Genomic DNA, 26,903 nt, shown 5'->3' on the forward strand with positions numbered 1-26,903 from the left:
ACCGAACCATCTGGATTGCCTGTGACATTGACCACTGGTGCTGTTGGGGCAGTTGTAGTATTGATAGCAAAGTTGGGACCAACACCACCAATACCAACATTACCTGTAATATCTGTAAAACTTCCTGCAATCACACTAATTTTATTATTGCTTGCCAAGAAATTTGCGTTGGGTGTGAAAATGGCTGTCCAAGTTAGACCACCATCATTACTGCTTACTGGACTTAACGTCCCATTTGATACCAAGATATCATCATTACCAAAGTTTTTTACGATCTCACTAAAACTAAAAGTTACAAGCGCTGATTCACCTATAGTTAGAATCGTATCACTCATACTAATAATGACTGTTGGTGCTGTACTATCTACTATTACTACCGCAGGCGGACTAACATTTCCCGATGCATCTACAGCGGTCACTTTAAGCGCTGTACCATCTGGAATAGGTGTTGTTGGTGTAAATGTAAATTTACCGTCTGATCCTGCTGTTGTAGTACCAATGACTTTACCTGAACTATCAGTAATATTTACCGTACTTCCTGCTTCTGCTGTCCCTGTAATTGGACTACCGTCTGTAGGATCAACGATGGGTTGAGCTGGTGCAGTACTATCAACAATCACTTGCGCAGGCGGACTAACATTTCCCGATGCATCTACAGCCGTCACTTTAAGCGCTGTACCATCTGGAATAGGGGTTGTTGGTGTAAATGTAAATTTACCGTCTGGTTCTGCTGTTGTAGTACCGATGACTTTACCTGAACTATCAGTAATATTTACTGTACTTCCTGCTTCTGCTGTTCCTGTAATTGGGCTACCGTCTGTAGGATTAACGATGGGTTGAGCAGGTGCAGTGCTATCCACAATGACTTGCGCAGGCGGACTAACATTTCCCGAGGCATCTACAGCCGTCACTTTTAGCGCTGTACCATCTGGAATAGGGGTTGTTGGTGTAAATGTAAATTTGCCATCTGGTCCTGCTGTTGTTGTCCCGATGACTTTACCTGAACTATCAGTAATATTTACTGTACTTCCTGCTTCTGCTGTCCCTGTAATTGGACTACCGTCTGTAGGATCAACGATGGGTTGAGCGGGTGCAGTGCTATCCACAATGACTTGCGCAGGCGGACTAACATTTCCCGAGGCATCTACAGCTGTTACTTTAAGCGCTGTACCATCTGGAATAGGGGTTGTTGGTGTAAAAGTAAATTTACCGTCCGGTCCTGCTGTTGTAGTACCGATGACTTTACCTGAACTATCAGTAATATTTACTGTGCTTCCTGCTTCTGCTGTTCCTGTAATTGGACTACCGTCTGTAGGATTAACGATGGGTTGAGCAGGTGCAGTGCTATCCACAATCACTTGCGCAGGCGGACTAACATTTCCAGATGCATCTACAGCCGTCACTTTAAGCGCTGTACCATCTGGGATAGGCGTTGTTGGTGTAAATGTAAATTTACCGTCCGGTCCTGCTGTTGTTGTCCCGATGACTTTACCTGCACTATCAGTAATATTTACCGTACTTCCTGCTTCTGCTGTTCCTGTAATTGGACTACCGTCTGTAGGATTAACGATGGGTTGAGCGGGTGCAGTACTATCCACAATGACTTGCGCAGGCGGACTGACATTTCCCGAGGCATCTACAGCCGTCACTTTTAGCGCTGTATCATCTGGAATAGGTGTTGTTGGTGTAAAAGTAAATTTGCCATCTGCTCCTGCTGTTGTTGTCCCGATGACTTTACCTGAACTATCAGTAATATTTACTGTACTTCCTGCTTCTGCTGTTCCTGTAATTAAACGACCATTAGTCGAATGAACAAGAGGCTGATTGGGTGGAGTCACATCTCCATTTTTTTTATCACTGGATGAATCGTTATTGGCTATAGCAGCAATAGCACCTATACCTAAAGCACCACCAATCACCCAAGGTAGAATCTCAATATTTACATCATGATATAGAAGTGGTTCTATATCATTGATAGAAATATAGTTTACAGTTTCTAAAACATCTTGTGTTTGATTTAATTCCAACAAAAATAATTTATTCTGGTCATCTTTTAAAACAATGTCATTATCTGAATGGGTAGCAAAAAAATTCTCAATTGAAATTTTCTCACCACTTTTTAATAGAATGACCAATGCATTTCCCACTCTTTCTGTTGATGCAATATCTTCTTTTTTCACATTAATAATAACAACTGAATTTTCAACCAACTTCACATCGGTTGAGCCCTTTAAGTCTAAAACCTGGTGAGTTTCTTTAGAAACTATTTGAATATTTAACATAATTTTTTCCCTTTATAATTTCATTAAATGTTTTGAATTTCATGTTTTTATTTGCAACGTTTTTGAGAGCACTTTTAATTGAATTGAACTATTTTTTAGTATTTTATTATTGAAATATAAAACGCACTAAACAAAATAACTAATATAAAAAGTCACAACATATACCCATGTTTTTTAATGATTTTATAAAAAAAATTAATCAAAAATTAAATAAAATAATTTAAATCAATATTTTTCAACATTTTATTATTTATTGTTTTTATCAAATTTAATAATCTATTAAATTAAATAATCATCATTATAAAATACATTCAAACATTAACAATAAATAGAACACAATATATAGAGTTAATGCAAACCACAACACATTAAATAAATAGTTAAATTCAAATATTCTAAGTATGAAATGCTAAAAAATATAAGTTTACTTTTGAACAAACATTCATCTTTTTTATTCCCAACATCTTGTCACAGATGAGCAAAAGAATTTCGACGCCTATATCTATAATTTTGTTGTTCTTTGAAAATGAAGTTTTTAGGATATTTCTAAAAGTGGTGAAGCTTTTTCAATCATGAAAGGTTAATCATTGTTTAACTAATGCCTAAGCCTTTAGGCTAATATTTAAAATAAAATACTAAAATTTATACAAGATTAACCCATTTTAAATGCTTAGTATAAAAACGCTAAACTCTAACTTATTTCAATTCAGTGGATGATTCGCATGGAAATACGTGATCAAATTATTCTTGTTACGGGTGGTGCACGTGGCTTAGGTCTTGCCATTACTCGTGCTTTAATACGAGAAGGTGCAAGGGTTGTTGTAAACTATTTCAATAGCGAAGAATCCGCACAACAACTTGCCAGAGAACATGCTGAACAAGTATTTATTTACAAGGCAGATGTGACTGACGAAGAGCAAGTGAACTTGATGTTCAAAAAAGCTAAATTGCATTATGGGCATGCCATTACTTCAGTCATTAATAATGCACTTTTATCTTTTAAATTTGATGGAGACTTACGTCCTAAAGTCGAAGCGCTGAGTTGGCATAGCATGCAACAGCAATTAGATAGTGCTGTTAAAGCAGCTTTAAATACAACTCAAGCTGCCTTAGAAGATATGAAGAAAGATCATTTTGGTCGTATTATTAATATTGGAACAAACCTCGTACAAAATCCTGTGGTTCCATATCATGATTATACAGCAGCGAAAGCAGCACTTTTGGCTTTTACTCGAACAACATCACATGATCTTGGACAGTATGGAATCAATGTCAATATGCTTTCAGGTGGTCTATTACGTAAGACTGATGCCAGTAGTGCAACACCAGATCAAGTCTTTGACTTAATTGCTGCATCGACACCATTACAAGAAGTCACAACCCCTGAGCAGTTTGCAGATGCAATATTGTTATTTTTATCGCCTTGGTCTAGAGCAGTGACAGGACAAAACCTCATCGTTGACGGTGGCTTAGTCAAAGGTTAATGATATAGCGAAGATTGAAGCAAATAAAATAAACAGTTAAAACAAAAATGAGAGCCTTTAGACTCTCATTTTTTAGATCATTTTTGAAATACCGGGATTAAGCCAAACCTTTCTTTTTCAATACATCAAGCATTGTTGAACCGAGTTCAGCAGGACTGCGCGTATATGCCATGCCTGCTTTTTCAAATGCAGCAAATTTCTCTTCAGCAGTACCTTTACCACCAGAGATAATCGCACCAGCATGTCCCATACGTTTACCCTTAGGCGCAGTAACACCAGCAATATAACCCACCACTGGTTTAGTGACATTTGACTGGATATACTCAGCAGCTTCTTCTTCCGCAGAACCACCAATCTCACCAATCATGATGATTGCTTCAGTTTGTGGATCTTCTTGGAAAAGTTTTAAGCAGTCAATTTGGTTCATACCCGGAATTGGGTCACCACCGATACCGATACAAGTCGACTGACCTAGACCAAGCTTGGTTGTTTGTGCAACTGCTTCATAAGTCAATGTACCAGAACGTGAAATAATCCCGATTTTACCTGGCTGATGGATATGACCTGGCATGATCCCGATCTTACATTCACCCGGTGTGATAATCCCTGGACAGTTAGGACCGATTAAACGTGCATTATTACCATAAGTTTCAAGGTAACGTTTTGCTTTAAGCATGTCTAAAGTCGGTACGCCTTCAGTGATCACAACGATCAATTCAATACCTGAATCAATCGCTTCAACGATTGAGTCCAATACAAATGGAGCTGGAACATAGATCGAGGTTGCATTAGCACCTGTCTCTTTTACTGCTTCACGCATCGTATTAAATACAGGCAAACCGATATGCGTTTGACCACCTTTACCTGGTGTTACACCACCAACAACTTTTGTGCCGTATGCAATTGATTGCTCAGAATGGAATGTACCATTTTTACCCGTAAAGCCTTGTACCAATACTTTTGTGTCTTTATTTACTAATACGCTCATGATTGATACTCCTTACGCTTTCACTGCAGCAACAACTTTTTCTGCCGCATCGGCTAAACCGTTTGCAGAAATTAATTTTAAACCTGATTCATCAAGTAATTTTGCACCTAACTCTGCATTGTTCCCTTCTAAACGAACAACCACAGGCACAGTTACATTTACTTCTTGAACCGCTGCAATAATCGCTTCAGCAATCATGTCACAACGAACAATACCACCGAAGATATTGATCAATACACCTTGTACTGAACTATCTGAAAGAATGATTTTGAAAGCTTCAATAACACGATCTTTCGTTGCACCACCACCTACATCAAGGAAGTTAGCAGGTTGACCACCGTACAGTTTGATAATGTCCATGGTCGCCATCGCAAGACCTGCACCATTCACCATACAACCAATATTACCTTCTAATGCAACATAGTTTAGATCAAATTCAGATGCTTTTAGCTCACGTTCATTTTCTTGAGATTTGTCGCGCATTGCAGCAATCTCAGGTAAACGATATAACGCATTTGAATCGATGCCAACTTTTGCATCTACACACAAAATTTCACCATTTTCACGAACTGAAAGTGGGTTAATTTCAAACAATGCAAAATCATTTTCAACAAATGCTTTATATGCACCCGTCATAATCGTTACAAACTGATTGATTTGTTTGTCTTTAAGCCCCAATTGGAAGCCAACATCACGTGCTTGGAAAGGCAATAAACCTACCAATGGATCAACTTCAACTTTAATAATTTTTTCTGGTGTTTCTTCTGCAACTTTTTCGATTTCCACACCACCCTCAGTCGACGCCATAAAGGTCACGCGACGGCTAGAACGATCGACAACTGCACCGAGGTACAATTCACGCTCTACTGGGTATACATCTTCACAAACAAGAATACTATTTACAGGCTGACCATTTGCATCAGTTTGATAGGTGACTAATCGCGTACCTAATAAATTTTTTGCGTATTCAGCTGCTTCTTCTTTTGACTTAACAACTTTCACACCACCCGCTTTACCACGACCACCTGCATGAACTTGGGCTTTCATCACCGCGAATTTGCCACTAATCTGGTCAAATGCTGCTGATGCCTCTTCTGGAGTAGTGATTAAAATGCCTTCTTGAACTGGCATACCATATTTTTTCAACAGCGCTTTCGCTTGATACTCATGTAGATTCATCTTTTACCTTTTACTACTTTTCACATTGTTATGACACACCAATACCTAGACTTCCATCACAATAACTATTGGCATTTATTAAAAATTGTTGTTGTATTCTTAGATGATTATTCAATTAAAAACAACCATCAAAAGTAAAAAGAGCGGTCGAAACCGCTCTTTTTTGTTTTATTTACGTTTACGTTGGATGGCGTGAATCGCACGACCATCAACTGCAAGAGCAGCTTCGTGAACGACTTCTGAATATGTTGGGTGACCGAAAGTCATCAATTGTAAATCTTCTACAGAAGATACAAACTCAAGCGCAATCATACCTTGGTGTACGATGTCTGAAGCGCCAGGACCGATGATATGCATACCCAATAAACGATCTGTTTTAGCATCCGCAACGAATTTCACAAAACCTGCTGATTCATTTGCAGCTAAAGCACGACCATTCACAGCAAACGGGAATTGACCAGTTTTAACTTCATGACCTTTTTCTTTAGCCTGTTCTTCAGTTAAACCTACCCAAGCCGCTTCAGGATGTGTATAGATCACAGAAATAATGGTGTCATAGTTTACTTGTGCAGCATGACCGTGCATTCGCTCAACAGCCATTACACCTTCTTCCATTGCTTTATGTGCAAGCATTGGACCACGCACCAAGTCACCAATCGCATATACACCATCAACAGATGTTGCACACCAATCGTTTACTTCAACCAAACCACGCTCAGTCAATTTAATGCCTGAATCTTCAGCCAACAAACCTTCTGCATATGCTTTACGACCCACACAAACAATCAATTTGTCAAAAGTTTGAGTTTTGTCTTCACCAGCTTGGTTGTACTGAACAGTCACTTCACGACCGTTGATTTCAGTACCAGAAACTTTAGCGCCAATACGAATATCTAAACCTTGTTTCGTTAAAAGTTTTTGATAATCTTTTGCCAAAGCTTTGTCCGCCATTGGTAAAAATGTATCTAATGCTTCAAACACAACAACTTCAGAACCCAGACGACGCCATACTGAACCAAGTTCTAGACCAATTACACCAGCACCAATCACACCTAAACGCTTAGGTACTTCTTGGAATTCAAGTGCACCAGTAGAGTCAACAATTAAGTCTTCATCTACTTTTGCAACTGGAATATTTACAGGAACAGAACCAGTCGCAAGAATCACATATTTAGGCTCTAAAACTTGAACGTCACCACCTTCTAATGGTGTAAATTCAACTTTTTTACCCGCAAGTAATTTACCAGTACCTTGTAACCATTCGATGCCGTTTCCTTTAAGGAGCTGAGCAACACCGCCAGTTAAATTGTCAACAACTTTGTCTTTACGAGCAAGAAGCTTTTGAAGATCAAGTTGTACATTTTCAACTGAGATTCCGTGTACATCTAAGCCATGAAGTGTGTCTTCATAGTGATGTGAAGAATCTAATAATGCTTTAGAAGGAATACATCCTACATTCAAGCAAGTACCACCTAAAGATGGCTTACCTTTGTGTACACGTTTTTCGATACACGCAACTTTAAAACCAAGTTGTGCAGCGCGAATTGCCGCTTCATAACCACCTGGTCCACCGCCGATTACAACAAGATCAAACTGTTGAGACATGCTTATCTCCAAGAACAAGCCTAGAGGATCGCCCTAAGCTTGTGATGTTATTCTAAAGAATTAAAGGTCAAGGATAAGTTTAGCTGGCTCTTCAAGTAACTCTTTAACCGTTACCAAGAAACCAACAGCTTCTTTACCATCAATCATACGATGGTCATAAGAAAGCGCTAAATACATCATTGGAAGAATTTCAACTTGACCATTCACTGCCATAGGACGCTCTTGGATCTTGTGCATACCTAAGATTGCAGTTTGTGGTTGGTTCAAAATAGGCGTTGAAAGTAATGAACCGAAAGTACCACCGTTGGTAATTGTGAACGTACCACCAGTCATTTCTTCGATAGACAATTTACCTTCACGTGCTTTAGCAGCATATGCACCAATACCAGATTCAACTTCAGCATAGTTCATGCGGTCAGTATCACGAAGAACTGGAACAACAAGACCACGATCAGAAGAAACCGCAACACCGATATCATAATAACCATGATAGATGATGTCATCGCCATCAATTGATGCATTTACAGCTGGATAACGTTTAAGCGCTTCAGTACAAGCTTTAACGAAGAATGACATAAAGCCTAGACGTGCACCATGACGTTTTTCGAAAGCATCTTTGTATTGCTTACGCATTTCCATGATTGGCTTCATGTTCACTTCGTTAAACGTTGTCAACATTGCAGTTTGCTGAGTTGCAGCAAGAAGGCGCTCAGCAACACGTTTACGTAAACGCGTCATTGGAACACGTTTCTCGATACGCTCACCTACAGCAACACTCAATGGGGTTGCAGGAGCAGCAGCTGGTTTAGTTTGATGATTGGCAACATCTTCTTTGGTGATGCGACCACCACGACCAGTACCATCAACATCTGCAGCAGCAATACCTGTTTCAGTAAGTGCTTTACGTACTGCAGGTGCTTGATCTTGCACTTGAGCACGCTCAACAACAGGTGCATTACCTGCTTGAGTTTGTGCAGCAGCTTGCTCAACTTTCTCTTCAGATTGAACTGCTTGAGTTTGAGCTGCACCAGAAACTGCACCCTCTTCAAATGTTGCGATTACTTCAGCAGAAAGAACTGTATCACCTTCATTTTTGATGATTGCAGAAATAGAACCATCAGCAGGAGCAACAACTTCTAAAACAACTTTATCCGTTTCAATATCACAGATCACTTCATCACGTGATACTGCTTCACCTGGTTGTTTGTGCCAAGTTGCGATTGTTCCGTCAGCAACTGACTCTGGGAACACAGGTGCTTTAATTTCGGTTGCCATTATTTAGATTCTCCTGATTGATCAGCCACGATCGCTAAAGCGTCATTTACGAGCTGAGCTTGTTGTTTTGCATGCAAATATGGTGAGCCACATGCAGGTGCAGCTGAAGCTTCGCGTCCTGCATAGCTAATTTGAACTTGTAGACCAGATTTCATTACACCTTCATATAAACGAGGAGCAATGAACAACCATGCGCCTTGGTTTTTCGGTTCTTCTTGACACCAAACGAGTTCTTTCACGTTTGGATAAGTAGCAAGAACTTCTGCAAGACGTTTTTCTGGGTACGGATATAACTGTTCAACACGTACAACTGCAATGTTCAAGTTTTCTTCACGACGTTTTTCAAGTAAGTCGTAATAAACTTTACCACCACAAAGTACAACACGTGTTACATCTTGTTTGTTGATTTGATCCACTTCATCAATCACAGTCTGGAACGTACCAGTTGCAAGCTCATCTAAAGTAGATGTTGCAAGTTTGTGACGAAGTAATGATTTAGGCGAAGTCACAATCAACGGTTTACGGATTGGACGTACCGCTTGACGACGCATTGCATGGAAAATCTGTGCAGGTGTTGTTGGTGTAATCACTTGCATGTTTTCTTCAGCACATAACTGTAAGAAACGTTCAAGACGTGCAGATGAATGCTCTGGACCTTGACCTTCGAAACCATGTGGAAGAAGAAGTGTTAAACCACAAACACGCTCCCATTTGGTTTCACCAGATGAGATAAATTGGTCAATTACCACTTGCGCACAGTTTGCAAAGTCACCGAACTGAGCTTCCCAAATCACTAAGCTTTTTGGCAATGTAGTTGCATAACCATATTCGAATGCAAGAACCGCCATTTCAGACAATAATGAGTCATAAATTGCAGTACGTGGCTGGTTTTCTTTGATATGACAAAGTGGGATGTAAACAGAACCATCAACTTGGTTATGTAGTTTTGCATGTCGGTGTGAGAATGTACCACGACCAACGTCTTCACCTGTCAAACGAACCAAATAACCATCATCAAGAATAGAAGCATACGCTAGAGTTTCTGCTGCACCCCAGTTGAGTGGCATTTCACCTGTTTGCATTTTAAAGCGATCATCAATTACTTTTGAAACTTGGCGTTGCATCACGAAGCCTTCTGGAAGCTCACGCATTTTTGTACCAAGTTCTTTTAAACGCTCAATCGGGAATGTTGTATCCCAATCATCGGTATAGTCATGACCAAGGTATGGTGTCCAATCAACAAACATTTTTTTGTTTGGCTCAAGCACCAATGCATTTGCAACGTGATTTCCTGCTTCAAGATCTTCACGGTATTTTTCAACCATCGCATCAGCAGATGCACGGTCTAATACTTTTTCTTGTACCAATTGGTCAGCATAAAGCGTACGGGTCGTCGGCTTTTTGCTAATAACTTGATACATCATCGGTTGAGTTGCTGCTGGCTCATCTGCTTCGTTGTGTCCACGACGACGGTAACAGAACATGTCAATCACAACATCTTTACGGAATGTATGACGGAAATCATGTGCCAATTGAGAAACAAACAATACTGCTTCAGGATCATCACCATTGACATGGAAGATCGGTGCCTGAATCATTTTAGCGATATCAGTACAGTATTCTGTTGAACGCGCATCACGTGGATCAGAGGTTGTGAAACCCACTTGGTTGTTCACTACAATGTGAACTGTACCACCTACGGTATAACCACGAGTTTGTGACATTTGGAAGGTTTCTTGGTTGACACCTTGACCTGCAAATGCAGCATCACCGTGAACAATCACTGGCAATACGTCATCACCACCAATGTCTTTACGACGGACTTGGCGAGCACGTACAGAACCTTCAACAACAGGTCCAACGATTTCTAAATGTGATGGGTTAAATGCCAAAGCCAAGTGAACTTCACCACCAGGTGTCATTACATTTGAAGAGAAACCTTGATGGTATTTTACGTCGCCTGAACCTTTTTTATTCAGTGCTTTACCTTCAAACTCACCAAATAAATCAGCAGGGTTTTTACCCATGATATTGACAAGTAAGTTTAAACGACCACGGTGAGGCATACCAATAACGACTTCTTTACAACCTACAGAACCTGCACGTTGAATCAGTTCGTTTACCATAGGAATGAAAGATTCACCACCTTCCACACCGAAACGCTTAGCACCAACATATTTATTGCCAAGGAATTTTTCTAAACCTTCAGCCGCTGTTAAGCGTTCAAGTACATGTTTCTTTTGATCTGCTGAAAAGCCAAATTGACCACGCGCACTTTCAAGGCGTTGTTGAATCCAACGTTTTTCTTTTGTGTCAACGATGTGCATATATTCTACACCAATAGAAGCACAATACGTCGCTTCCATTGCGTTAACCATTTCACCTAAAGTGGCTTCAGTTTTACCAATCGCCAAGTTACCCGCATTAAAAACCGTATCTAAATCAGACTTGGTTAAACCATGGGCAGCAAGGTCTAAATCAGGCACGTCTTCGCGTTTAGCCAAACCAAGTGGATCAAGTTTTGCTTTTTGATGACCACGGTTACGATATGCTGCAATCAGTTGCAATACACCGATTTGACGACGTTCATGCTCAGTACTTACTTCGCTTTGAACCACTGGCTGAACACGACTTGAATTACGACCTAATAATAAGAATTGCTCACGAATATTTCCGTGTGGTTGGTCGCCTTTAGGGAATTTATCGAAATATTGACGCCAATCCTCACCTACTGAGGTTGGAGAAGAAAGGTACTGTTCGTAAAGCTCTTCAATATACGCTGCGCTGTCAGCGGAAAGTTCAGTATCAAGACGCAATGCGTCAGCAACTTCTTGCATTTGTGGACCCATTTCCTATTGCAAAAACATTAGAGGGTGCTTTTTAAGCACTCCCATGATTGATAATGCCAAATCGGTAAATTGACATTCACCCATCAGGTACTAATGACCATGGGGCGTTATAAACATTAGCTTATTACTAATGCATACAATGAATCATAACGCCTTCATTGGCATCATCACTCACTTATATACTCAACCGAGGCTGAGCAATTTTTTGCAAATCGACTTAGAAAAAACAAAAGACTTTTTGCTTTTTCTAAAGCGGTTCTAAACGGCATCTATAAAAAAGATTTATAAACCGATCTGAGTCACACTTATGTTGAAAAAATGTACCAAAAACAAAGTCACTTTTTCACATATAGTGGTTTGTTAAATCGTAACATGATCTGCCACTTCAATTGATTTTTTTGACACATACCATCTATAAATTAGCGAAATACATACAAGAAATAATCAATTATTATCCCTCCATTTATATCGGGTCAGTTGTTCTGTTTTCAACGCTTTTATCGCAAATCATCACAATAAAAAACAACATTCTCCTTTCCTGCTCTCTCCTCAATGAATTTGCATAAAAAAAAGAGCGCACATCTAGGATGTGCGCTCTTTATTGACGTCGTATTAACCTGCTTGGTCAAGCAACATGCTACGGATATGACCGATTGCTTTTGTTGGGTTTAAACCTTTAGGGCATACAGATACGCAGTTCATGATTCCTTTACAACGGAACAATGAGAATGGGTCATCAAGACGTGATAAACGGTCTTGAGTTGCTGTATCACGAGAGTCAATGATAAAGCGATACGCATTCAATAATGCTGAAGGACCCAAGAATTTATCCGGGTTCCACCAGAATGATGGGCATGAAGTTGAACAACATGCACAAAGAATACATTCATACAAACCATTTAAGTGTTCACGCTCTTCTGGAGATTGTAAACGCTCTTTAGGTGGCGCAGGTTGGTTATTGATCAGGAATGGCTGAATTTTGTCATACTGATCGTAGAACTGATTCATATCCACAACTAAATCTTTAACCACTGGCAAACCAGGTAATGGACGAATGACGATTTTTTCAGGTAAATCGTTCAAGTTCCATAAGCAAGCAAGACCGTTTTTACCATTGATGTTCACACCATCAGAACCGCAAATACCTTCGCGGCAAGAACGACGGAATGTCAATGATTCGTCTTGAACTTTCAATGCTAGAAGTGCATCAAGCAACATACGATGCTTATCTGTCAACTCTAGTTTAAAAGTTTGCATATACGGCGCTTTATCCTTATCAGGATCATAGCGGTAGATTTCGAACGTACGAGTACCTCTACTCATCTTATCTCTCCCGATTAGAATGTACGTGGTTTAGGTTCAATTGGGTCTACAGACAATGGGCTGTAACGTACAGGTTTGTATTCAAGATGATTATCTGCTGAATACCATAACGTATGTTTCATCCACTCATCATCACGGCGACCATATGAATAGTGCTCATCATCAGCAGGCAATTCATAATCCACAACTGTGTGTGCACCACGACATTCTTTACGCGCAGCAGCAGAAATCAAGGTTGCTTTTGCGACTTCATATAAGTTTTCAACTTCTAAAGCTTCAATACGTGCTGTATTAAATACTTTTGATTTGTCTTTCAAATGAATGTTACGTACACGTGGTTCAATCGCAAGGATTTGTTTAACACCCTCATCAAGCAATGCTTGAGTACGGAATACACCTGCGTGGTCTTGAACGATGTCACGAATCGCATCTGCAACTTCTTGGGCATTTTCACCAGAAGTTGAATCATCTAAATGACGAATACGCTTCAAAGTGTTTTCAAGCACATCATTTGGAAGTGGTTGATAATCATCACCGTGGTGTTTTGTCACATAATCAATGATGTGCTCACCTGCAGCTTTACCGAATACAACCAAGTCAAGAAGTGAGTTAGTACCCAGACGGTTTGCACCATGTACAGATACACATGAACATTCACCAATTGCATAGAACCCTTTTACAGGTACTGTGTAATTCATTGTGCCATTGGTTGTATATTCATTGGCTGCTTTATCAAATCCAGCATAGAAGCCTGGTTCATTTTTAGCTGCTTCAGGAATAACCACTTGACCATGAATATTCGTTGGAATACCACCCATTTGATAATGGATTGTTGGTACCACTGGAATAGGCTCTTTGGTAATATCCACGTTGGCAAATTTCTTACCAATTTCGAATACTGAAGGTAAACGTTTCATGATCGTGTCCGCACCTAAGTGCGTCATATCAAGAAGAATATAGTCACCTTTAGGACCACAACCACGACCTTCTTTGATTTCTTGGTCCATTGAACGTGATACAAAGTCACGTGGTGCCAAGTCTTTCAAAGTTGGTGCATAACGCTCCATGAACGGTTCGCCGTCTTTGTTACGAAGGATTGCACCTTCACCACGACAACCTTCAGTCAACAATACACCCGCACCAGCAACACCCGTTGGGTGGAATTGCCAGAATTCCATATCTTGTAATGGAATACCAGCACGTGCAGCCATACCTAGACCATCACCCGTATTGATATAAGCATTGGTAGATGCTCGGTAAACACGACCAGCACCACCCGTAGCGAATAAAGTTGCTTTTGCTTGAAATACTGCAATCTTGCCTGTTTCTTGGTCAATTGCAGTTACACCAAGTACATCACCTGCTTCGTTACGAATTAAATCCAATGCGATCCACTCAACAAAGAATTGAGTACCCATTTTCACATTGCTTTGATACAGCGTATGAAGAAGCGCATGACCTGTACGGTCAGCAGCAGCACATGCACGAGGAACTGGTTTTTCACCATAGTTCGCAGAGTGACCACCAAAGGGACGTTGATAAATTGTACCGTCAGCGTTACGGTCAAATGGCATACCTAGGTGTTCAAGTTCATAAACAACTTTAGGTGCTTCACGACACATGAACTCGATTGCATCTTGGTCACCTAACCAGTCAGAACCTTTTACTGTGTCATAAAAGTGATAGTGCCAGTTATCATCTTGCATATTACCAAGTGATGCACCGATACCACCTTGTGCCGCAACAGTATGAGAACGTGTTGGGAATACTTTAGTTAGCACTGCAACTTTCAAACCTGCTTGAGCAAGTTGATATGAAGCACGCATACCTGAACCACCACCACCAACGATGACTGCATCGAAGAACTGGCTTGGAATATTTGAATAATCTTCTTTAGGGGTTAAAGCGCCCATGACATCTTCCTATCAATTCGCCCAAAAAATCTGGATTGCCCAGATCGCATATGCAATTACAGCAATAATCACTGCTGAAGTTAACACGATGCGTAAACCTGAAGCTGAAGGCCCCATTTGACGAGTAGTCACATAGTCAGTGAATACTTGCCACATGCCAATCCAAGCATGCGCAACAAGAGATAAGACTGCCAATAAAGATAAAATCTTCATTGGAAGTGTCATCATAAAGCCGAACCATTGCTCATAGTTAAATCCGCCATTGCACAGAATCCAACCTAATACCACAACAGTATAAACAGCTAGAACAACAGCACTTACGCGTTGGATATACCAATCACGAGAACCTGACCCCGTTAAACCTGTAGCACTTTTCATTAGAGAACAATCCATACGAATGATGCGATAATTGCTATCACAGCCAAGATTAATGCAATAGTTGCTGCTACGCGACCACTTTGCAACTCTTCAGCAAAACCTAGGTCAGCAAGTAGATGCTTAATACCCATAATGAAATGGAATAATAAACCAGCGACAAATACCCATACGATGAAGCGTACAACGAAGCCACCAAAGATTGCTTGAACTTGAGCAAAACCTTCAGGCGAAGACAAAGACTTGTCTAAAAGCCACAAAAGTACCGGTACGAGTAAAAATACGATGACACCTGAAAGACGGTGTAGAATTGATGCAATAGCCACAGGGGATTTTAAGTTTACATCTAAAACTTGACCCATGGACAAATTGACAGGTCTGTTGCTTTTCACAGCGGGCATCCTGTAAGTAAAAACTCCATCCGGAGTTTGTTGGAATTAATTCGAAGGAAAGCTAGCATTGTCAGACAAGTTAAATTGTCTGAACTTTAAACGACACTGAATTATAAAACGTGAACAGTCAAATTACAAACTGTCGGAATTGGCTTTTTCTTTAAAAAACACTCAAATAAGAATCATTTACATTCATTTGTAAGCTTATATCAATATTTTAAATCAAGCATTTAGCGCTATCCCTTTATTTTTTATGATTTTTAAACATAATACTTTTCGACATCATAATGGTGGATATTATTTTCATAAATTTAGACTAAAGCACAACAATACGGACAAAAGCGTCCTCTCCTACCCTTATCCTAGAATTTTAAATTCTGTATTCAATTTAACCCTATACAGATACCCATTATGTCGCTTCTAAATATCGCTTTATTTTCATTTTTAATGGTCATTATTTTATTCTGTGATTTAATTTAAAGCTTTACAATAAGAAAGAACGACTTAGTTTGTGAATAATTCAATTTTGACTGCTCAATATTGCGCACATTTGCTTGTTTTAACAACATGTAAAACCTGATTTAACGGTTGTTTTGGGTGTTTTTTGTACCAAAAACTAGATTGCAAAAACTATTTTTTAATCAATTAAGCACTAAAATGAAAATAAATATTTCATCATTTCATTTGGATGCTTTTCATACTGCCATTACATTAAAAGCTATGTAAGTCGTGAAATTTAGAAGTTTTTAAAACATGGAATCTAAGGAATTTGGCTTACAAAAACATCAAAATATTGGTCTAAAATGCCATTTCCTGTCTAGCAATCCTAATTATTTTTCTGCACCTAACTCTGAATTTACCTTATTATACTGACCGACTCTGAAATTTGATGCTCAATCTAACTGGTTAAAGTTGGACTAACTGTAGATGAAAACATGACTTTTTCATCCATAAGTATAATTGACAAAATTTCAGTACTCACTAAGCTAAATAGCAATTTTTGATCCGTCTGACTTGTGCATTACAAGATGACTAAGCAAGTTAGATAAAATATCCACCAGGACAGGAGATCTATTGAATGTCTGCAGCAACTGGCAAGAAAGCCGTTCTAGAGCTTGATGGCAAAAAAATTGAATTACCAATTTACAGCGGCACATTGGGCCCAGATGTAATCGACGTTAAGGATGTGTTGGCTTCAGGTCACTTTACTTTTGATCCTGGTTTTATGGCGACAGCTTCTTGCGAGTCTAAAATCACTTTCATCGATGGTGATAAAGGCGTTCTTTTACACCGTGGCTATCCTATTGCTCAACTTGCGACTCAAGCTTCTTACTTAGAAACTTGCTATTTATTGTTAAGCGGTGAGCTTCCAACTGCTGAACAAAAATCAGACTTCGAAAACAAAGTCCGCAACCACACTATGGTTCATGACCAAGTAAGCCGTTTCTTCAATGGTTTCCGTCGTGATGCTCATCCAATGGCTGTGATGTGTGGTGTTGTTGGTGCGTTATCTGCGTTCTATCACAATGGTTTTGACGTTGAAAACGTAGATCACCGTGAAATCACTGCAGTTCGTTTAGTTGCTAAAATTCCTACTTTAGCTGCTTGGACTTACAAATATACTATCGGTCAACCGTTCGTATATCCACGTAACGATTTAAGCTATGCTGAAAACTTCTTATACATGATGTTTGCTACTCCAGCAGATCGTGACTATAAAGTTAACCCTATTCTTGCTAAAGCAATGGACCGTATCTTTACGCTTCATGCTGACCATGAACAAAATGCCTCTACGTCTACAGTACGTTTAGCTGGTTCTACTGGTGCTAACCCTTACGCTTGTATTGCTGCAGGTATTGCTGCGCTTTGGGGTCCTGCTCACGGTGGTGCAAACGAAGCAGTTCTTAAGATGCTTGATGAAATTGGCACTGTAGAAAACGTTGCGCCGTTCATGGAAAAAGTTAAAACTAAAGAAGTTAAACTTATGGGCTTCGGTCACCGAGTTTATAAAAACTTCGATCCACGTGCGAAAGTTATGAAAGAGACTTGTGACGAAGTGTTAAGTGCACTTGGTATCAATGATCCACAACTTGCGCTTGCAATGGAACTTGAACGCATTGCGTTAAGCGACCCGTACTTCATTGAACGTAAACTTTACCCGAACGTAGACTTCTATTCAGGTATCATCCTTAAAGCGATTGGTATCCCAACAGAAATGTTTACTGTAATCTTTGCGCTTGCACGTACTGTGGGTTGGATCAGCCACTGGTTAGAAATGCACAGCGGACCTTACAAGATCGGTCGTCCTCGTCAGCTTTATACTGGCGAAACTCAACGCGATATCAAACGTTAATTCGTTACGCGTTCAGATCGAACAAGAGACCACCCTTTGGGGTGGTTTTTTATTACATATTCATACCAGCTGGCACAATCTATTTATTTTAAAATTCTTTTAAAAATCAAAATATAACAATATTAATAATAAGTATTGAAAGCTCAAATTCATATGTTCTCGATAAAACTTACAAATCACTACTTTATAAAACATCCAACCAATAACTTTATTTTATATATTGTTTAAAAATTTTTAATCATACATTTTCAAAGGAATTGAAGATGCCTCAATATTTATCCAAACAAGTGCTCGACCCAGACCAAGCTTTTTTTGGTCACCCTAAACCATTAAAAGGTTTATTTTTTACCGAGCTTTGGGAACGTTTTTCCTATTATGGTATTCGCCCTCTATTAATCCTCTATATGGCGGCTTTAGTTGCTGATGGCGGTCTCGGTTTAGATCGCCCAACAGCATCAGCAATTGTCGGCTTATTTGCAGGCAGTATGTATTTAATGACCGTATTGGGTGGATGGGTTGCTGACAATTATCTCGGTCAAGAGCGCGCTGTGTGGTATGGCTCACTGATCATCGCACTCGGACATTTATCCATTGCATTGGCAGCCTTATTTGGACATTTCTTTTTTTATTTTGGTTTAGTTTTGATTGTGATCGGTTCTGGTTTATTTAAAACCTGTATTTCCGTCATTGTTGGCACTTTATATCAGGCTCAAGATTCACGGCGTGATGCAGGATTTTCCATTTTTTATATGGGAATTAATCTAGGTTCATTGACTGCCCCACTATTGACTGGTTTATTGGTAAAAGAACATGGTTGGTACTGGGGATTCGGCATCGGTGGGGTTGGAATGTTAATCGCCTTACTGATTTTTAAGTTAATCACTGTGCCTCAATTAAAACAATTTAATCATGTGCGTGGCAATGAAAATAACTGGGCTCGTCCTGTACATTACAATCCTAAAGCACCCCAAATGATCATAGGATTTCTTGCAGTTGTTGGCTTGATTATCGCTCTAGTTTCTTTTGGAATAATCAACATCAATCCAATTCAGATCGCCACATATTTCACAATCACAATTTGTATTTGTATTGCCTTATATTTCTGCTATCTATTGCTCTTTGCAGGTTTGAATAATACCGAGAAAAAACAAATCATCATCTGTTTTATTTTACTCATCACTGCTGCACTGTTCTGGTCAGCATTTGAACAAAAGCCAACATCTTTTAATCTTTTCGCCCAAGACTTTACAGATCGCCAATTCTTTGGCTTTGAAATACCCGCCGTTTGGTTTCAATCAATTAACCCGCTTTTCATTATTATTTTCGCACCAATCCTGGCATGGCTTTGGGTTAAATTAGGCAAACAAAACCGTGACCCTGGCTATATCACCAAATTCATTATTGCTTTACTCCTCGCTGCGGGTGGTTTCCTCGTAATGAGCATTGCCAGTTACTTGATCACCCAAAATGGTGGAACTGTTTCTGCATTGTGGATCGCATCAAGCCTCCTGCTTTTAACGCTAGGTGAATTATGCTTAAGCCCTGTTGGGCTCTCAACAATGACCAAACTTGCTCCAACCATCATTCGTGGACAAGTGATGGGACTTTGGTTTACAGCATCTGCTTTAGGGAATTTGATGGCAGGTTTAATCGGTGGTCATGTTTCTATCAATGAAGTTGAGCAATTACCCCTCCTATTTATGCGATGTGTCATCGCTTTACTTCTAGGCGCACTCGTTCTATGGTTAATGAAAAAACCGATTCGTAAATTACTCAATCAAACATCAACCCCCTCTCAAAAATCTCTTGATATGCAATTGGAAAAAGTATGAACGCTTTATCACCTGCCAACAAATTAGAAAACCTTCGTACAATTATGAAGAAATATCAGCAGGATGCTTTTATCGCCATGAGTGCAGATCCACATATGTCAGAGTATCTACCTGATTATTGGAAAATACGCCAATGGCTAACAGGCTTTACAGGTTCAGTTGGCACAATTGTCGTCACTCAAAACTTTGCAGGTTTATGGGTAGATGGTCGATATTGGGTACAAGCTGAACAGCAACTGGAAAATACAGGTTACGTTTTACAAAAGCAGACACCTGATCCTGCTTCAACACATTTGTCTTGGCTTTCACAACATTTAGCCAAAGATGCAAAAATTTGTGTCAATGGAAATACCATTTCAACTCAACAATATAGCGCATTATCAGCGCTTGCAATAGAACACAATTTCTTTATCCAAACAGACTTCGATTTAATTGATGAAATTTGGACTGAACGCCCAGCACTGCCCCTACAACCCATTTGGCAAATGGCAGATGATTTCAATGCACAAACACGTTTAGAAAAAATAATTGCGATCCGTGACAAACTTATTCAGAAAAAAGCAACGGGGCATTTTATTTCTGCACTCGATGATATTGCTTGGATTTTAAATTGTAGAGGCAGTGATGTTGAATATAATCCCGTGTTCTTAGCACACTTATATATAGATCATTCTCGAACTGTGCTTTTCATTGATGATGCAAAACTTTCGACTGAAATACAGCGAAGATTTGCTTTGGATAACATCGAAATCTTACCTTATAACGCAAGCATCGAGTTTTTGGTCGAACTTAAACAACAAAATATTTTAATTGATCCAGCAAAAACATCGATTGCTCATACACAAGCGATTGAACACCATAATCACTTGATTCTAGATATCAATCCCAGCACATTATTTAAATCCCAGAAACACCCTTCAGAAATTCAGCATGTGCGCAATGCCATGATCAAAGATGGTGTAGCCTTGTGCCATTTTTTTCAATGGTTAGATACAGCGCTAACAAATAATGAATCCATCAATGAATTAACGATCGATGAGATGATCACTGGTTTCCGCGCCAAGCAAAAGGACTTTCTAGGACTAAGTTTTTCAACGATTGCAGGTTTTAATGCCAATGGGGCGCTACCCCATTATCGAGCAACTAAAGAAAGTTTCAGTGAAATCACGGGTGACGGCTTGTTACTGATTGATTCAGGTGCGCAGTATGCAGATGGTACGACAGATATCACCCGAGTTGTCCCTATCGGAAACACAAGTATTGAACAAAAACGTGATTATACGCTGGTATTGAAATGTCATATTGCGCTTGCTCAAACTGTCTTCCCAGAAGGCATTGAATCACCTCTTTTAGATTCGATCACACGTCAAACCCTGTGGAAATATGGTTTGGATTATCGTCATGGTACAGGTCACGGTGTAGGCTATGCATTGAATGTTCATGAAGGACCTCAAGTCATCTCTTATTATGCGCCAGCGACATCTTTTACCAAGATGCGTGAAGGCATGATTAGCTCTAATGAGCCAGGCTTATACCATCAAGAAAAGTATGGGATTCGCATTGAAAATCTTGTCGTCAACAAAATTAAGCATTTTGAAGATACGACTTATGGTCAGTTCTTAGAATTCGAAACACTTACACTGTGCCCGATTAACCGAAGCTGTATTATTTTAGAGTTGTTAAATGATGATGAAAAAGCATGGCTGAATCAATACCATCAAATAGTCAGAGAACGATTAGCGTCCCACTTAGAAGGTGATGTTTTAAACTGGCTAAATGAAAATACCCAAGCAATTTAACTCTCTATATCAATCAAAAAAGCGCAGAGCCTTTTGACTGTGCGCTTTTTTGAAAATCCATATACCATTGATGCGTATAATAAATATAAAATTCCGTACTTTATTGCATAGTGAGTTTATGAAAAACACATACAATAAAATATCGTTTATCTTCAATAATAAAATTAACCATCGAATATATTGGGTGATGATATGAGTGTTGTGACCACCCTGCCTTATGTTTAAAGTTTAATGACTTTGCACAGATGATGCTTCATTTCTTCAAAGATGGAAAAAGTGAATCCGATCTGATCGAATCACCGAACACTGCAATCAACAAGAGCACTTATAGTACGATTTTGATTCTTTCCGTTTGGGTTGTGACTTTTGCATTTTTACATGCATTGGATGATTGAATAGTTTTAATCACTTCATTGCGACGGGGTAAAATCTTTAAACTTGAAACAATTTCCCCACCCGTTTTACAATCTTGCTCACCCAACTTCTCACTAAAACGACCCGGATGACTCGAAGATTCAGCAGTTGCAATAATTTTAGCTTTCCACCCATCAAAATAGACTAAATCCGTTGTCTGGGAAACTTGCCCCTGCCCCGAGCCAGCAGACTCTATTTCAACCAAATCGATTGGTTTTGCTCGATATTGCACCGTATGTACTGTGAAATCATTGGCTTGACCACCGAACTCAAGTATTCGAGATTGTTTTAACTTTGGGCGCGTCAATATATAGCCTCCCCAAAAATTTCGTCCTGCATTTTCAAATGTTACACCAGAGAGATAAGCCAGCTCTCCAGACAACAAATGAACCTCTTTCATATAATCAATCATGATCGCTTTGGCGGGTGTCGCTTGAGAATCGTTTAGGTTCGTTATACTGTTGATCACTGCTTGATCTGTAGGAGTTGCTGCAAAACTCAGGGCAGATGCGCTTAGAACAAAAACCATAGTACTCAATCGAACTGAAGAATAGTAAAGCATAAAATAAACGCTCAAATTTTGTGATGGATTGTGTGCTTAACGTCCCCATTCCATTTTAGCCATGTATGGACGTATTTTTTTAATTCGTTGAATATTGGTTTTTTCAATCTGAGTTAATTGGTTTTCTACATTGGTACTACATGGCATATACCAGTTTTGATCAGCAAATTGATTGGCAATTTCACGATTTGCAAATGAATAACCATGTCGTGCATAAATTTCATTACGCATCCAATCCAGTTCTTCTGCGGGAATTTGTATATCTTGATCTTTCAATAAACGTTGAGAAGCAACAGGATAATCACCCACATCTTTTTGATAACGACATTGTTGCGGTTTTAAGTCAAAATATTTAGGTTTTACTTTTGCTGTTGTAGACTCCCAACTCGACTCCAACAAATTAGGTTGACTATGACTTACCACAAAAGTAAATACCCCACTGCTTGAAGGTGCACCGCTTTCAGTTGCGGTAATTTTATAGCCTTGAGCTGTGTTCTGCACCTTACCTGTGAAGTTCTGTTTGTTCTTACCCAAAATACTGTAACCTTTGACCTGATTTCGATCTATTGATTGAATAAAAACACCGATTTTTTGTTCATCATATTTTCCAGACCAAGATTTCTGTAATTGTTGAATATCCAGTGCATAGCCACTTTGAGTAAAAATTGCGGAAAGCCCTATACATGTTATTAATCGCTTATTCATTGTTATTCCTATTTGTTATGACGATGAGTGATACATATTCACGGTAATTTTAAAACAAATTATCGTATTTGTGGTGCAACATGATGCAAAAAAATCAAATTCAATCCAAATATAAACACTGTGTTTGGATATATCTTTGATTATAATTTACTGAACCCGTTTTATTACATAACAGTATGGCAAAAATAAAAAACAATCTGCCCACGATAAGTTTAGGTATAGTTTCTCTCTTGGTCTATGCCTATCTGTGTTACCTCATGGTCGCAATATGTTTGCAATATTTTCCTTGGAACACAGAACAGCATTTTTTATTGCTTAAGCAAGATGTAGTCAATACTCAACCTTGGCAGACGGCTTTTAAAATCCATGTGATCAGCAGTAGCTTTGTACTCATCGCTGGATTTACACAGTTTTTCCGTGTCTTTCGCACGCGTTTTCCCCGAATTCATCGTTGGAGTGGTTGGCTGTATCTGATCACCATTTTAGGGTTTTCTTTACCCAGTGGTTTAATTCTAGCTTTTTCAGCAGCTGGAGGGTTATCTACCCAAATCAGCTTTGTCTTATTAAGTTCACTCTGGGCAATTACCACCCTATCCGCGTTGTACTTTTTATTGAAAAAACGTTGGATTTTACATCGTGACTGGATGATTCGGAGCTTCGCTCTCAGCCTTTCTGCATTAAGTTTAAGAACATGGAAAATGGGACTTTACACTTTACAGCCCTATTTTGATTGGCTGACACCTGTGCATATCTATCAATTGGAGTCTTGGTTAGGTTGGGTGGTTAATTTAATTGTCGCAGAGATCATTATTCTCAAATTGCATTTATACAAGACAGAAAAGCCCTAAATAAATTTAGGGCTTTCGAATCACCTTCTACAATTTAGTGAACGTTTTAATCTTTTCGCGTCACCGTGTAATGATTTAAATCCAGTTGTTTTAACTGATTACGAAGCTCTTGCAATGACCAAGGCCATGCCGCAAAATTTCGTCCATTTTCATCCAGATAATAAGACTTACAGCCACCTGCATTGAATACCGTTGTTTTTAGATGCTTTTGTAGACGTCGATTATGTTGGGTAATCACATCTCCCTTAATTTCAAAACGGGTGAACTTCTGATCACGCATTTTTAGTAAACCATCAACAATATAGCCGACTTGCGCTTCCGCAATACCAATAAATGAATCATAGACCAGAATATTTGGACCCAAGACCAAGAATGCATTGGGAACATGTTCAATGCTTGCACCTAAATACGCTTCTGGAGAACTGTTTTTCCATCGCTCTGCAAGGACTTGACCATTGGCATCATAAACACGTTTACCAATCGGCGGATGAGAAACTTCAAAACCTGTTCCCCAAATGATCACATCAACTTCATGACACTCACCATTGGCTGCAATCACCGTATTACCGTCTATTTCCACCAAACCATGAGGAACAAGGTCAACATTGTCTTGTTGTAAGGCTGGATAATAATTGTTCGCAAACAATAAACGCTTACATCCAATGGTAAAGTTAGGGGTCACGTCTTTACGCAGTTTTTCATCTTTAATTTGTAATTTGAGTAATTGCTTACTTAAAAAATTGACAGGTTCGAGTACTTTCGGATTGCGTAACCCAAAGTTAATCCCATTTAAAATCTGAGCAATACTGTTGCGCCAAGTTTGTTGAATGACTGGAAACTTAGAAATAATCCCTTTCGCAGTTTCATTCAATTCCATGTCAGCCTTAGGAAGTACCCATGGTGCTGTGCGCTGGAACACAATCAATTGTTTCGCTAAAGGTTGAACTTGTGGAATAAATTGAATTGCTGAAGCGCCCGTACCAATGACAGCCACACGTTTACCTGTTAAATCATAATCATGATTCCAACGTGCAGAGTGAAACATTTCCCCCTTGAATGTTTCAATACCTTTTAATTTAGGCATCGAAGGTTCAGTAATTGGACCTGTAGTAAAAATCACTGTTTTTGCTTGGTAAGCGCCTTTAGATGTTTCTAAGTGCCAAATATGTTGTACTTCATCCCATTTGGCACTGATCAATTCATTATTAAATTCAATTTTCTCACCAAGGTCGTATTTTTCCACCACCTCTTCTAAATAACTTAATATTTCAGGCTGTTTGGCAAACAGATGACTCCATTTATGACTAGGAGAGAATGAAAAAGAATAAAGCGCAGATGGCACATCACAACCGCAACCTGGATAATTGTTATCACGCCACGTACCACCAACACGGTTGGCTTTTTCTAGTACAACATAGTCATGATAGCCCACTTGATTCATTTGATAAGCCGCAGCAATTCCAGAGATACCTGCCCCGACCACAATAGTATCATAGGTATGAACGGGCTGTTTTTTCTGAGCACTGGTTACTTTTTTATCAGCAGTCTGTTCAGCGCTCTCTGGTTTCACTGTTGTTTGAGTTGTAGCTTTTTGTTGAGTCGACTTTACCGCAGCTTTAGCCGTTTTTTGAATCTCCGCTTTAGCAGCGCCAACTTTCGCAGCAGTGGATTTCGCAGGCTTGGATACGGTTTTTACTTCTAATGCTTTGTCTTCTAAATTTGCAGATTGTGCTGTGTTCGGTTGAGTCACATGCTTAATCTCTTCCAACGTTGTTTGCGTTGTCGTCTTTTTCACGCTTTTATCTTCTGGATGTGTATCTAAAGTGGTTTCAGTCGTCATAGTCGTCTACTCAAATCTTATTTTACGTATTTATTAAATAATGGATAACCAATACCCAACATCTTGGCATACAATGCTGGCGAAGCACGTTTCATGATCCAGAACAGCTTTGCATCGGGTTGCGGAATGGTATAAAGCTTGTTTGCATCCAGATTATTTAAGGTCTTGATAGCAACTTGATCGCTGGTGGTAAATGCATGATTCATTAGCAAATCATCGGCTAGCCCTGCGTAATGTCCCGGTAAACGACCATTTTTCATAATATTGGTTGGTACCAATGTTGGACATAACACATTGACGCGAATATTGTCTTTGCGAAGTTCAGCGGATAGGGTTTCTGACAAAGCCAATACACTGGATTTGGTCACGTTATAAGCCGTCATCTCTGGTGCTGCGGTATAACCAGCCGCTGAAGCCACATTAATAATTGCGCCGCGACCTTGTTGTTTAAACTTTGGGACAAAGTAATGACAGCCGTGAATCACTCCCCACAAATTGACATGCATACACCATTGCCAATCCTCTAAAGAAACTTCATCAAACTTGCCACCTAAACCGACACCCGCATTATTAATAACCAAACTCACAGGATGATTCATTAATTTTTCAGCCTGTTCAGCCAGCGCTTTGACTTGCTCTTTCAGTCCAACATCACATTGCACCGCAAAGGCTTTTCCAGAAGTTTGTGACTCAATCAAATTTACCGTTTCTTGAGCAGCGTCTAAATTAATATCAGCACAAACAATCGTTCCACCACGCTTGGCAAGCTCCAAGGCAAAACTACGACCAATTCCACTGCCAGCACCAGTCACCACTGCATAAGCATTTTGGCTAGGTTTTGCCTTTTTAGAAAAAAATCCCATATCTCTTCAATCCATCTATTTT

Annotated in this window: 19 protein-coding genes; 5 read left to right on the top strand and 14 right to left on the bottom strand. The window is 39.4% G+C overall.

The window, feature by feature from the left end:
• Positions 1-2,282 (bottom strand): Ig-like domain-containing protein (locus tag F938_RS24515; protein WP_005032924.1); only part of this gene is annotated, 2,282 nt, incomplete at its 3' end.
• 722 nt (positions 2,283-3,004) lie between these two features.
• Here F938_RS24515 and F938_RS14670 point away from each other — a divergent pair.
• Positions 3,005-3,766: a 3-oxoacyl-ACP reductase gene (locus F938_RS14670; protein WP_005032926.1), complete on the top strand. Its 762-nt coding sequence runs from the start codon at positions 3,005-3,007 to the stop codon at positions 3,764-3,766.
• A gap of 97 nt (positions 3,767-3,863) precedes the next feature.
• Here F938_RS14670 and sucD read toward each other — a convergent pair whose 3' ends face one another.
• From sucD to sdhC, 9 genes are all read right to left on the bottom strand, one after another.
• Positions 3,864-4,754: a succinate--CoA ligase subunit alpha gene (sucD, locus tag F938_RS14675; RefSeq protein ID WP_004829423.1), complete on the bottom strand. Its 891-nt coding sequence runs from the start codon at positions 4,752-4,754 to the stop codon at positions 3,864-3,866.
• Positions 4,755-4,766: 12 nt separating this feature from the next.
• Positions 4,767-5,933: an ADP-forming succinate--CoA ligase subunit beta gene (sucC, locus tag F938_RS14680; protein WP_004829424.1), complete on the bottom strand. Its 1,167-nt coding sequence runs from the start codon at positions 5,931-5,933 to the stop codon at positions 4,767-4,769.
• A gap of 168 nt (positions 5,934-6,101) precedes the next feature.
• Complete coding sequence (lpdA, locus tag F938_RS14685; RefSeq protein ID WP_005032929.1) at positions 6,102-7,538, bottom strand: dihydrolipoyl dehydrogenase; 1,437 nt, start codon at positions 7,536-7,538, stop codon at positions 6,102-6,104.
• Between the two features lie 60 nt (positions 7,539-7,598).
• Complete coding sequence (gene odhB, locus F938_RS14690) at positions 7,599-8,813, bottom strand: 2-oxoglutarate dehydrogenase complex dihydrolipoyllysine-residue succinyltransferase (protein ID WP_004829426.1); 1,215 nt, start codon at positions 8,811-8,813, stop codon at positions 7,599-7,601.
• Positions 8,813-11,650, bottom strand: coding sequence for a 2-oxoglutarate dehydrogenase E1 component (locus F938_RS14695; RefSeq protein ID WP_005032931.1), 2,838 nt, complete (start codon positions 11,648-11,650; stop codon positions 8,813-8,815). Before F938_RS14695 ends, odhB begins: the two co-directional genes overlap by 1 nt.
• 624 nt (positions 11,651-12,274) lie before the next feature.
• Entirely contained in the window at positions 12,275-12,985 is a 711-nt protein-coding gene (locus F938_RS14700) for a succinate dehydrogenase iron-sulfur subunit (protein ID WP_004829428.1), read from the bottom strand.
• Positions 12,986-12,999: 14 nt separating this feature from the next.
• A complete protein-coding gene (locus F938_RS14705) occupies positions 13,000-14,898 on the bottom strand; it encodes an FAD-binding protein (protein WP_005032935.1) in 1,899 nt (632 codons plus the stop codon).
• A gap of 12 nt (positions 14,899-14,910) precedes the next feature.
• Positions 14,911-15,276 (bottom strand): succinate dehydrogenase, hydrophobic membrane anchor protein, encoded by a 366-nt coding sequence (sdhD, locus tag F938_RS14710; protein ID WP_004717289.1) that lies wholly within the window; start codon positions 15,274-15,276, stop codon positions 14,911-14,913.
• Complete coding sequence (sdhC, locus tag F938_RS14715; protein ID WP_004829430.1) at positions 15,276-15,665, bottom strand: succinate dehydrogenase, cytochrome b556 subunit; 390 nt, start codon at positions 15,663-15,665, stop codon at positions 15,276-15,278. The genes sdhD and sdhC overlap by 1 nt, the downstream gene beginning before the upstream one ends.
• A 1,078-nt stretch (positions 15,666-16,743) precedes the next feature.
• On the opposite strand from sdhC, the gene gltA reads away from it, so the two are divergent.
• The 3 genes from gltA to F938_RS14730 all read left to right on the top strand — a co-directional run bounded on the left by gltA (position 16,744) and on the right by F938_RS14730 (position 21,649).
• Positions 16,744-18,018, top strand: a complete 1,275-nt coding sequence (gltA, locus tag F938_RS14720; RefSeq protein ID WP_004829431.1) for a citrate synthase — start codon at positions 16,744-16,746, stop codon at positions 18,016-18,018.
• A 263-nt stretch (positions 18,019-18,281) separates the two neighbouring features.
• Entirely contained in the window at positions 18,282-19,850 is a 1,569-nt protein-coding gene (locus F938_RS14725) for a peptide MFS transporter (protein ID WP_005032940.1), read from the top strand.
• Positions 19,847-21,649: an aminopeptidase P family protein gene (locus F938_RS14730; protein ID WP_005032941.1), complete on the top strand. Its 1,803-nt coding sequence runs from the start codon at positions 19,847-19,849 to the stop codon at positions 21,647-21,649. The genes F938_RS14725 and F938_RS14730 overlap by 4 nt, the downstream gene beginning before the upstream one ends.
• 325 nt (positions 21,650-21,974) lie before the next feature.
• Here F938_RS14730 and F938_RS14735 read toward each other — a convergent pair whose 3' ends face one another.
• Complete coding sequence (locus tag F938_RS14735; RefSeq protein WP_010590881.1) at positions 21,975-22,592, bottom strand: hypothetical protein; 618 nt, start codon at positions 22,590-22,592, stop codon at positions 21,975-21,977.
• Between the two features lie 69 nt (positions 22,593-22,661).
• Positions 22,662-23,330 (bottom strand): YARHG domain-containing protein, encoded by a 669-nt coding sequence (locus F938_RS14740; protein ID WP_004829446.1) that lies wholly within the window; start codon positions 23,328-23,330, stop codon positions 22,662-22,664.
• A gap of 176 nt (positions 23,331-23,506) precedes the next feature.
• Here F938_RS14740 and F938_RS14745 point away from each other — a divergent pair, with 176 nt between their 5' ends.
• The gene (locus F938_RS14745) at positions 23,507-24,178 is read left to right on the top strand and encodes a DUF2306 domain-containing protein (RefSeq protein WP_005032945.1); all 672 of its coding nucleotides are present in this window, start codon (positions 23,507-23,509) and stop codon (positions 24,176-24,178) included.
• Positions 24,179-24,224: 46 nt separating this feature from the next.
• Here the strand turns inward: F938_RS14745 and F938_RS14750 are convergent, their stop codons facing one another.
• Both F938_RS14750 and F938_RS14755 read right to left on the bottom strand, forming a co-directional pair.
• Positions 24,225-26,018: a flavin-containing monooxygenase gene (locus F938_RS14750; protein WP_005032947.1), complete on the bottom strand. Its 1,794-nt coding sequence runs from the start codon at positions 26,016-26,018 to the stop codon at positions 24,225-24,227.
• A gap of 17 nt (positions 26,019-26,035) precedes the next feature.
• Positions 26,036-26,881 (bottom strand): SDR family NAD(P)-dependent oxidoreductase, encoded by an 846-nt coding sequence (locus F938_RS14755; protein ID WP_005032950.1) that lies wholly within the window; start codon positions 26,879-26,881, stop codon positions 26,036-26,038.
• Positions 26,882-26,903 lie beyond the last annotated feature (22 nt).

It is taken from the genome of Acinetobacter bereziniae LMG 1003 = CIP 70.12 (assembly GCF_000368925.1).
GTDB classification, from domain to species: Bacteria; Pseudomonadota; Gammaproteobacteria; order Pseudomonadales; family Moraxellaceae; genus Acinetobacter; species Acinetobacter bereziniae.

Bases quoted from the DNA above. Each gene is read 5' to 3' on its own strand.
- F938_RS14670 (WP_005032926.1), top strand. From the start codon at position 3,005: ATGGAAATACGTGATCAAATTATTCTTGTTACGGGTGGTGCACGTGGC.
- sucD (WP_004829423.1), bottom strand. From the start codon at position 4,754: ATGAGCGTATTAGTAAATAAAGACACAAAAGTATTGGTACAAGGCTTT.
- sucC (WP_004829424.1), bottom strand. From the start codon at position 5,933: ATGAATCTACATGAGTATCAAGCGAAAGCGCTGTTGAAAAAATATGGT.
- lpdA (WP_005032929.1), bottom strand. From the start codon at position 7,538: ATGTCTCAACAGTTTGATCTTGTTGTAATCGGCGGTGGACCAGGTGGT.
- odhB (WP_004829426.1), bottom strand. From the start codon at position 8,813: ATGGCAACCGAAATTAAAGCACCTGTGTTCCCAGAGTCAGTTGCTGAC.
- F938_RS14695 (WP_005032931.1), bottom strand. From the start codon at position 11,650: ATGCAAGAAGTTGCTGACGCATTGCGTCTTGATACTGAACTTTCCGCT.
- F938_RS14700 (WP_004829428.1), bottom strand. From the start codon at position 12,985: ATGAGTAGAGGTACTCGTACGTTCGAAATCTACCGCTATGATCCTGAT.
- F938_RS14705 (WP_005032935.1), bottom strand. From the start codon at position 14,898: ATGGGCGCTTTAACCCCTAAAGAAGATTATTCAAATATTCCAAGCCAG.
- sdhD (WP_004717289.1), bottom strand. From the start codon at position 15,276: ATGAAAAGTGCTACAGGTTTAACGGGGTCAGGTTCTCGTGATTGGTAT.
- gltA (WP_004829431.1), top strand. From the start codon at position 16,744: ATGTCTGCAGCAACTGGCAAGAAAGCCGTTCTAGAGCTTGATGGCAAA.
- F938_RS14725 (WP_005032940.1), top strand. From the start codon at position 18,282: ATGCCTCAATATTTATCCAAACAAGTGCTCGACCCAGACCAAGCTTTT.
- F938_RS14730 (WP_005032941.1), top strand. From the start codon at position 19,847: ATGAACGCTTTATCACCTGCCAACAAATTAGAAAACCTTCGTACAATT.
- F938_RS14735 (WP_010590881.1), bottom strand. From the start codon at position 22,592: ATGGTTTTTGTTCTAAGCGCATCTGCCCTGAGTTTTGCAGCAACTCCT.
- F938_RS14740 (WP_004829446.1), bottom strand. From the start codon at position 23,330: ATGAATAAGCGATTAATAACATGTATAGGGCTTTCCGCAATTTTTACT.
- F938_RS14745 (WP_005032945.1), top strand. From the start codon at position 23,507: ATGGCAAAAATAAAAAACAATCTGCCCACGATAAGTTTAGGTATAGTT.
- F938_RS14750 (WP_005032947.1), bottom strand. From the start codon at position 26,018: ATGACGACTGAAACCACTTTAGATACACATCCAGAAGATAAAAGCGTG.
- F938_RS14755 (WP_005032950.1), bottom strand. From the start codon at position 26,881: ATGGGATTTTTTTCTAAAAAGGCAAAACCTAGCCAAAATGCTTATGCA.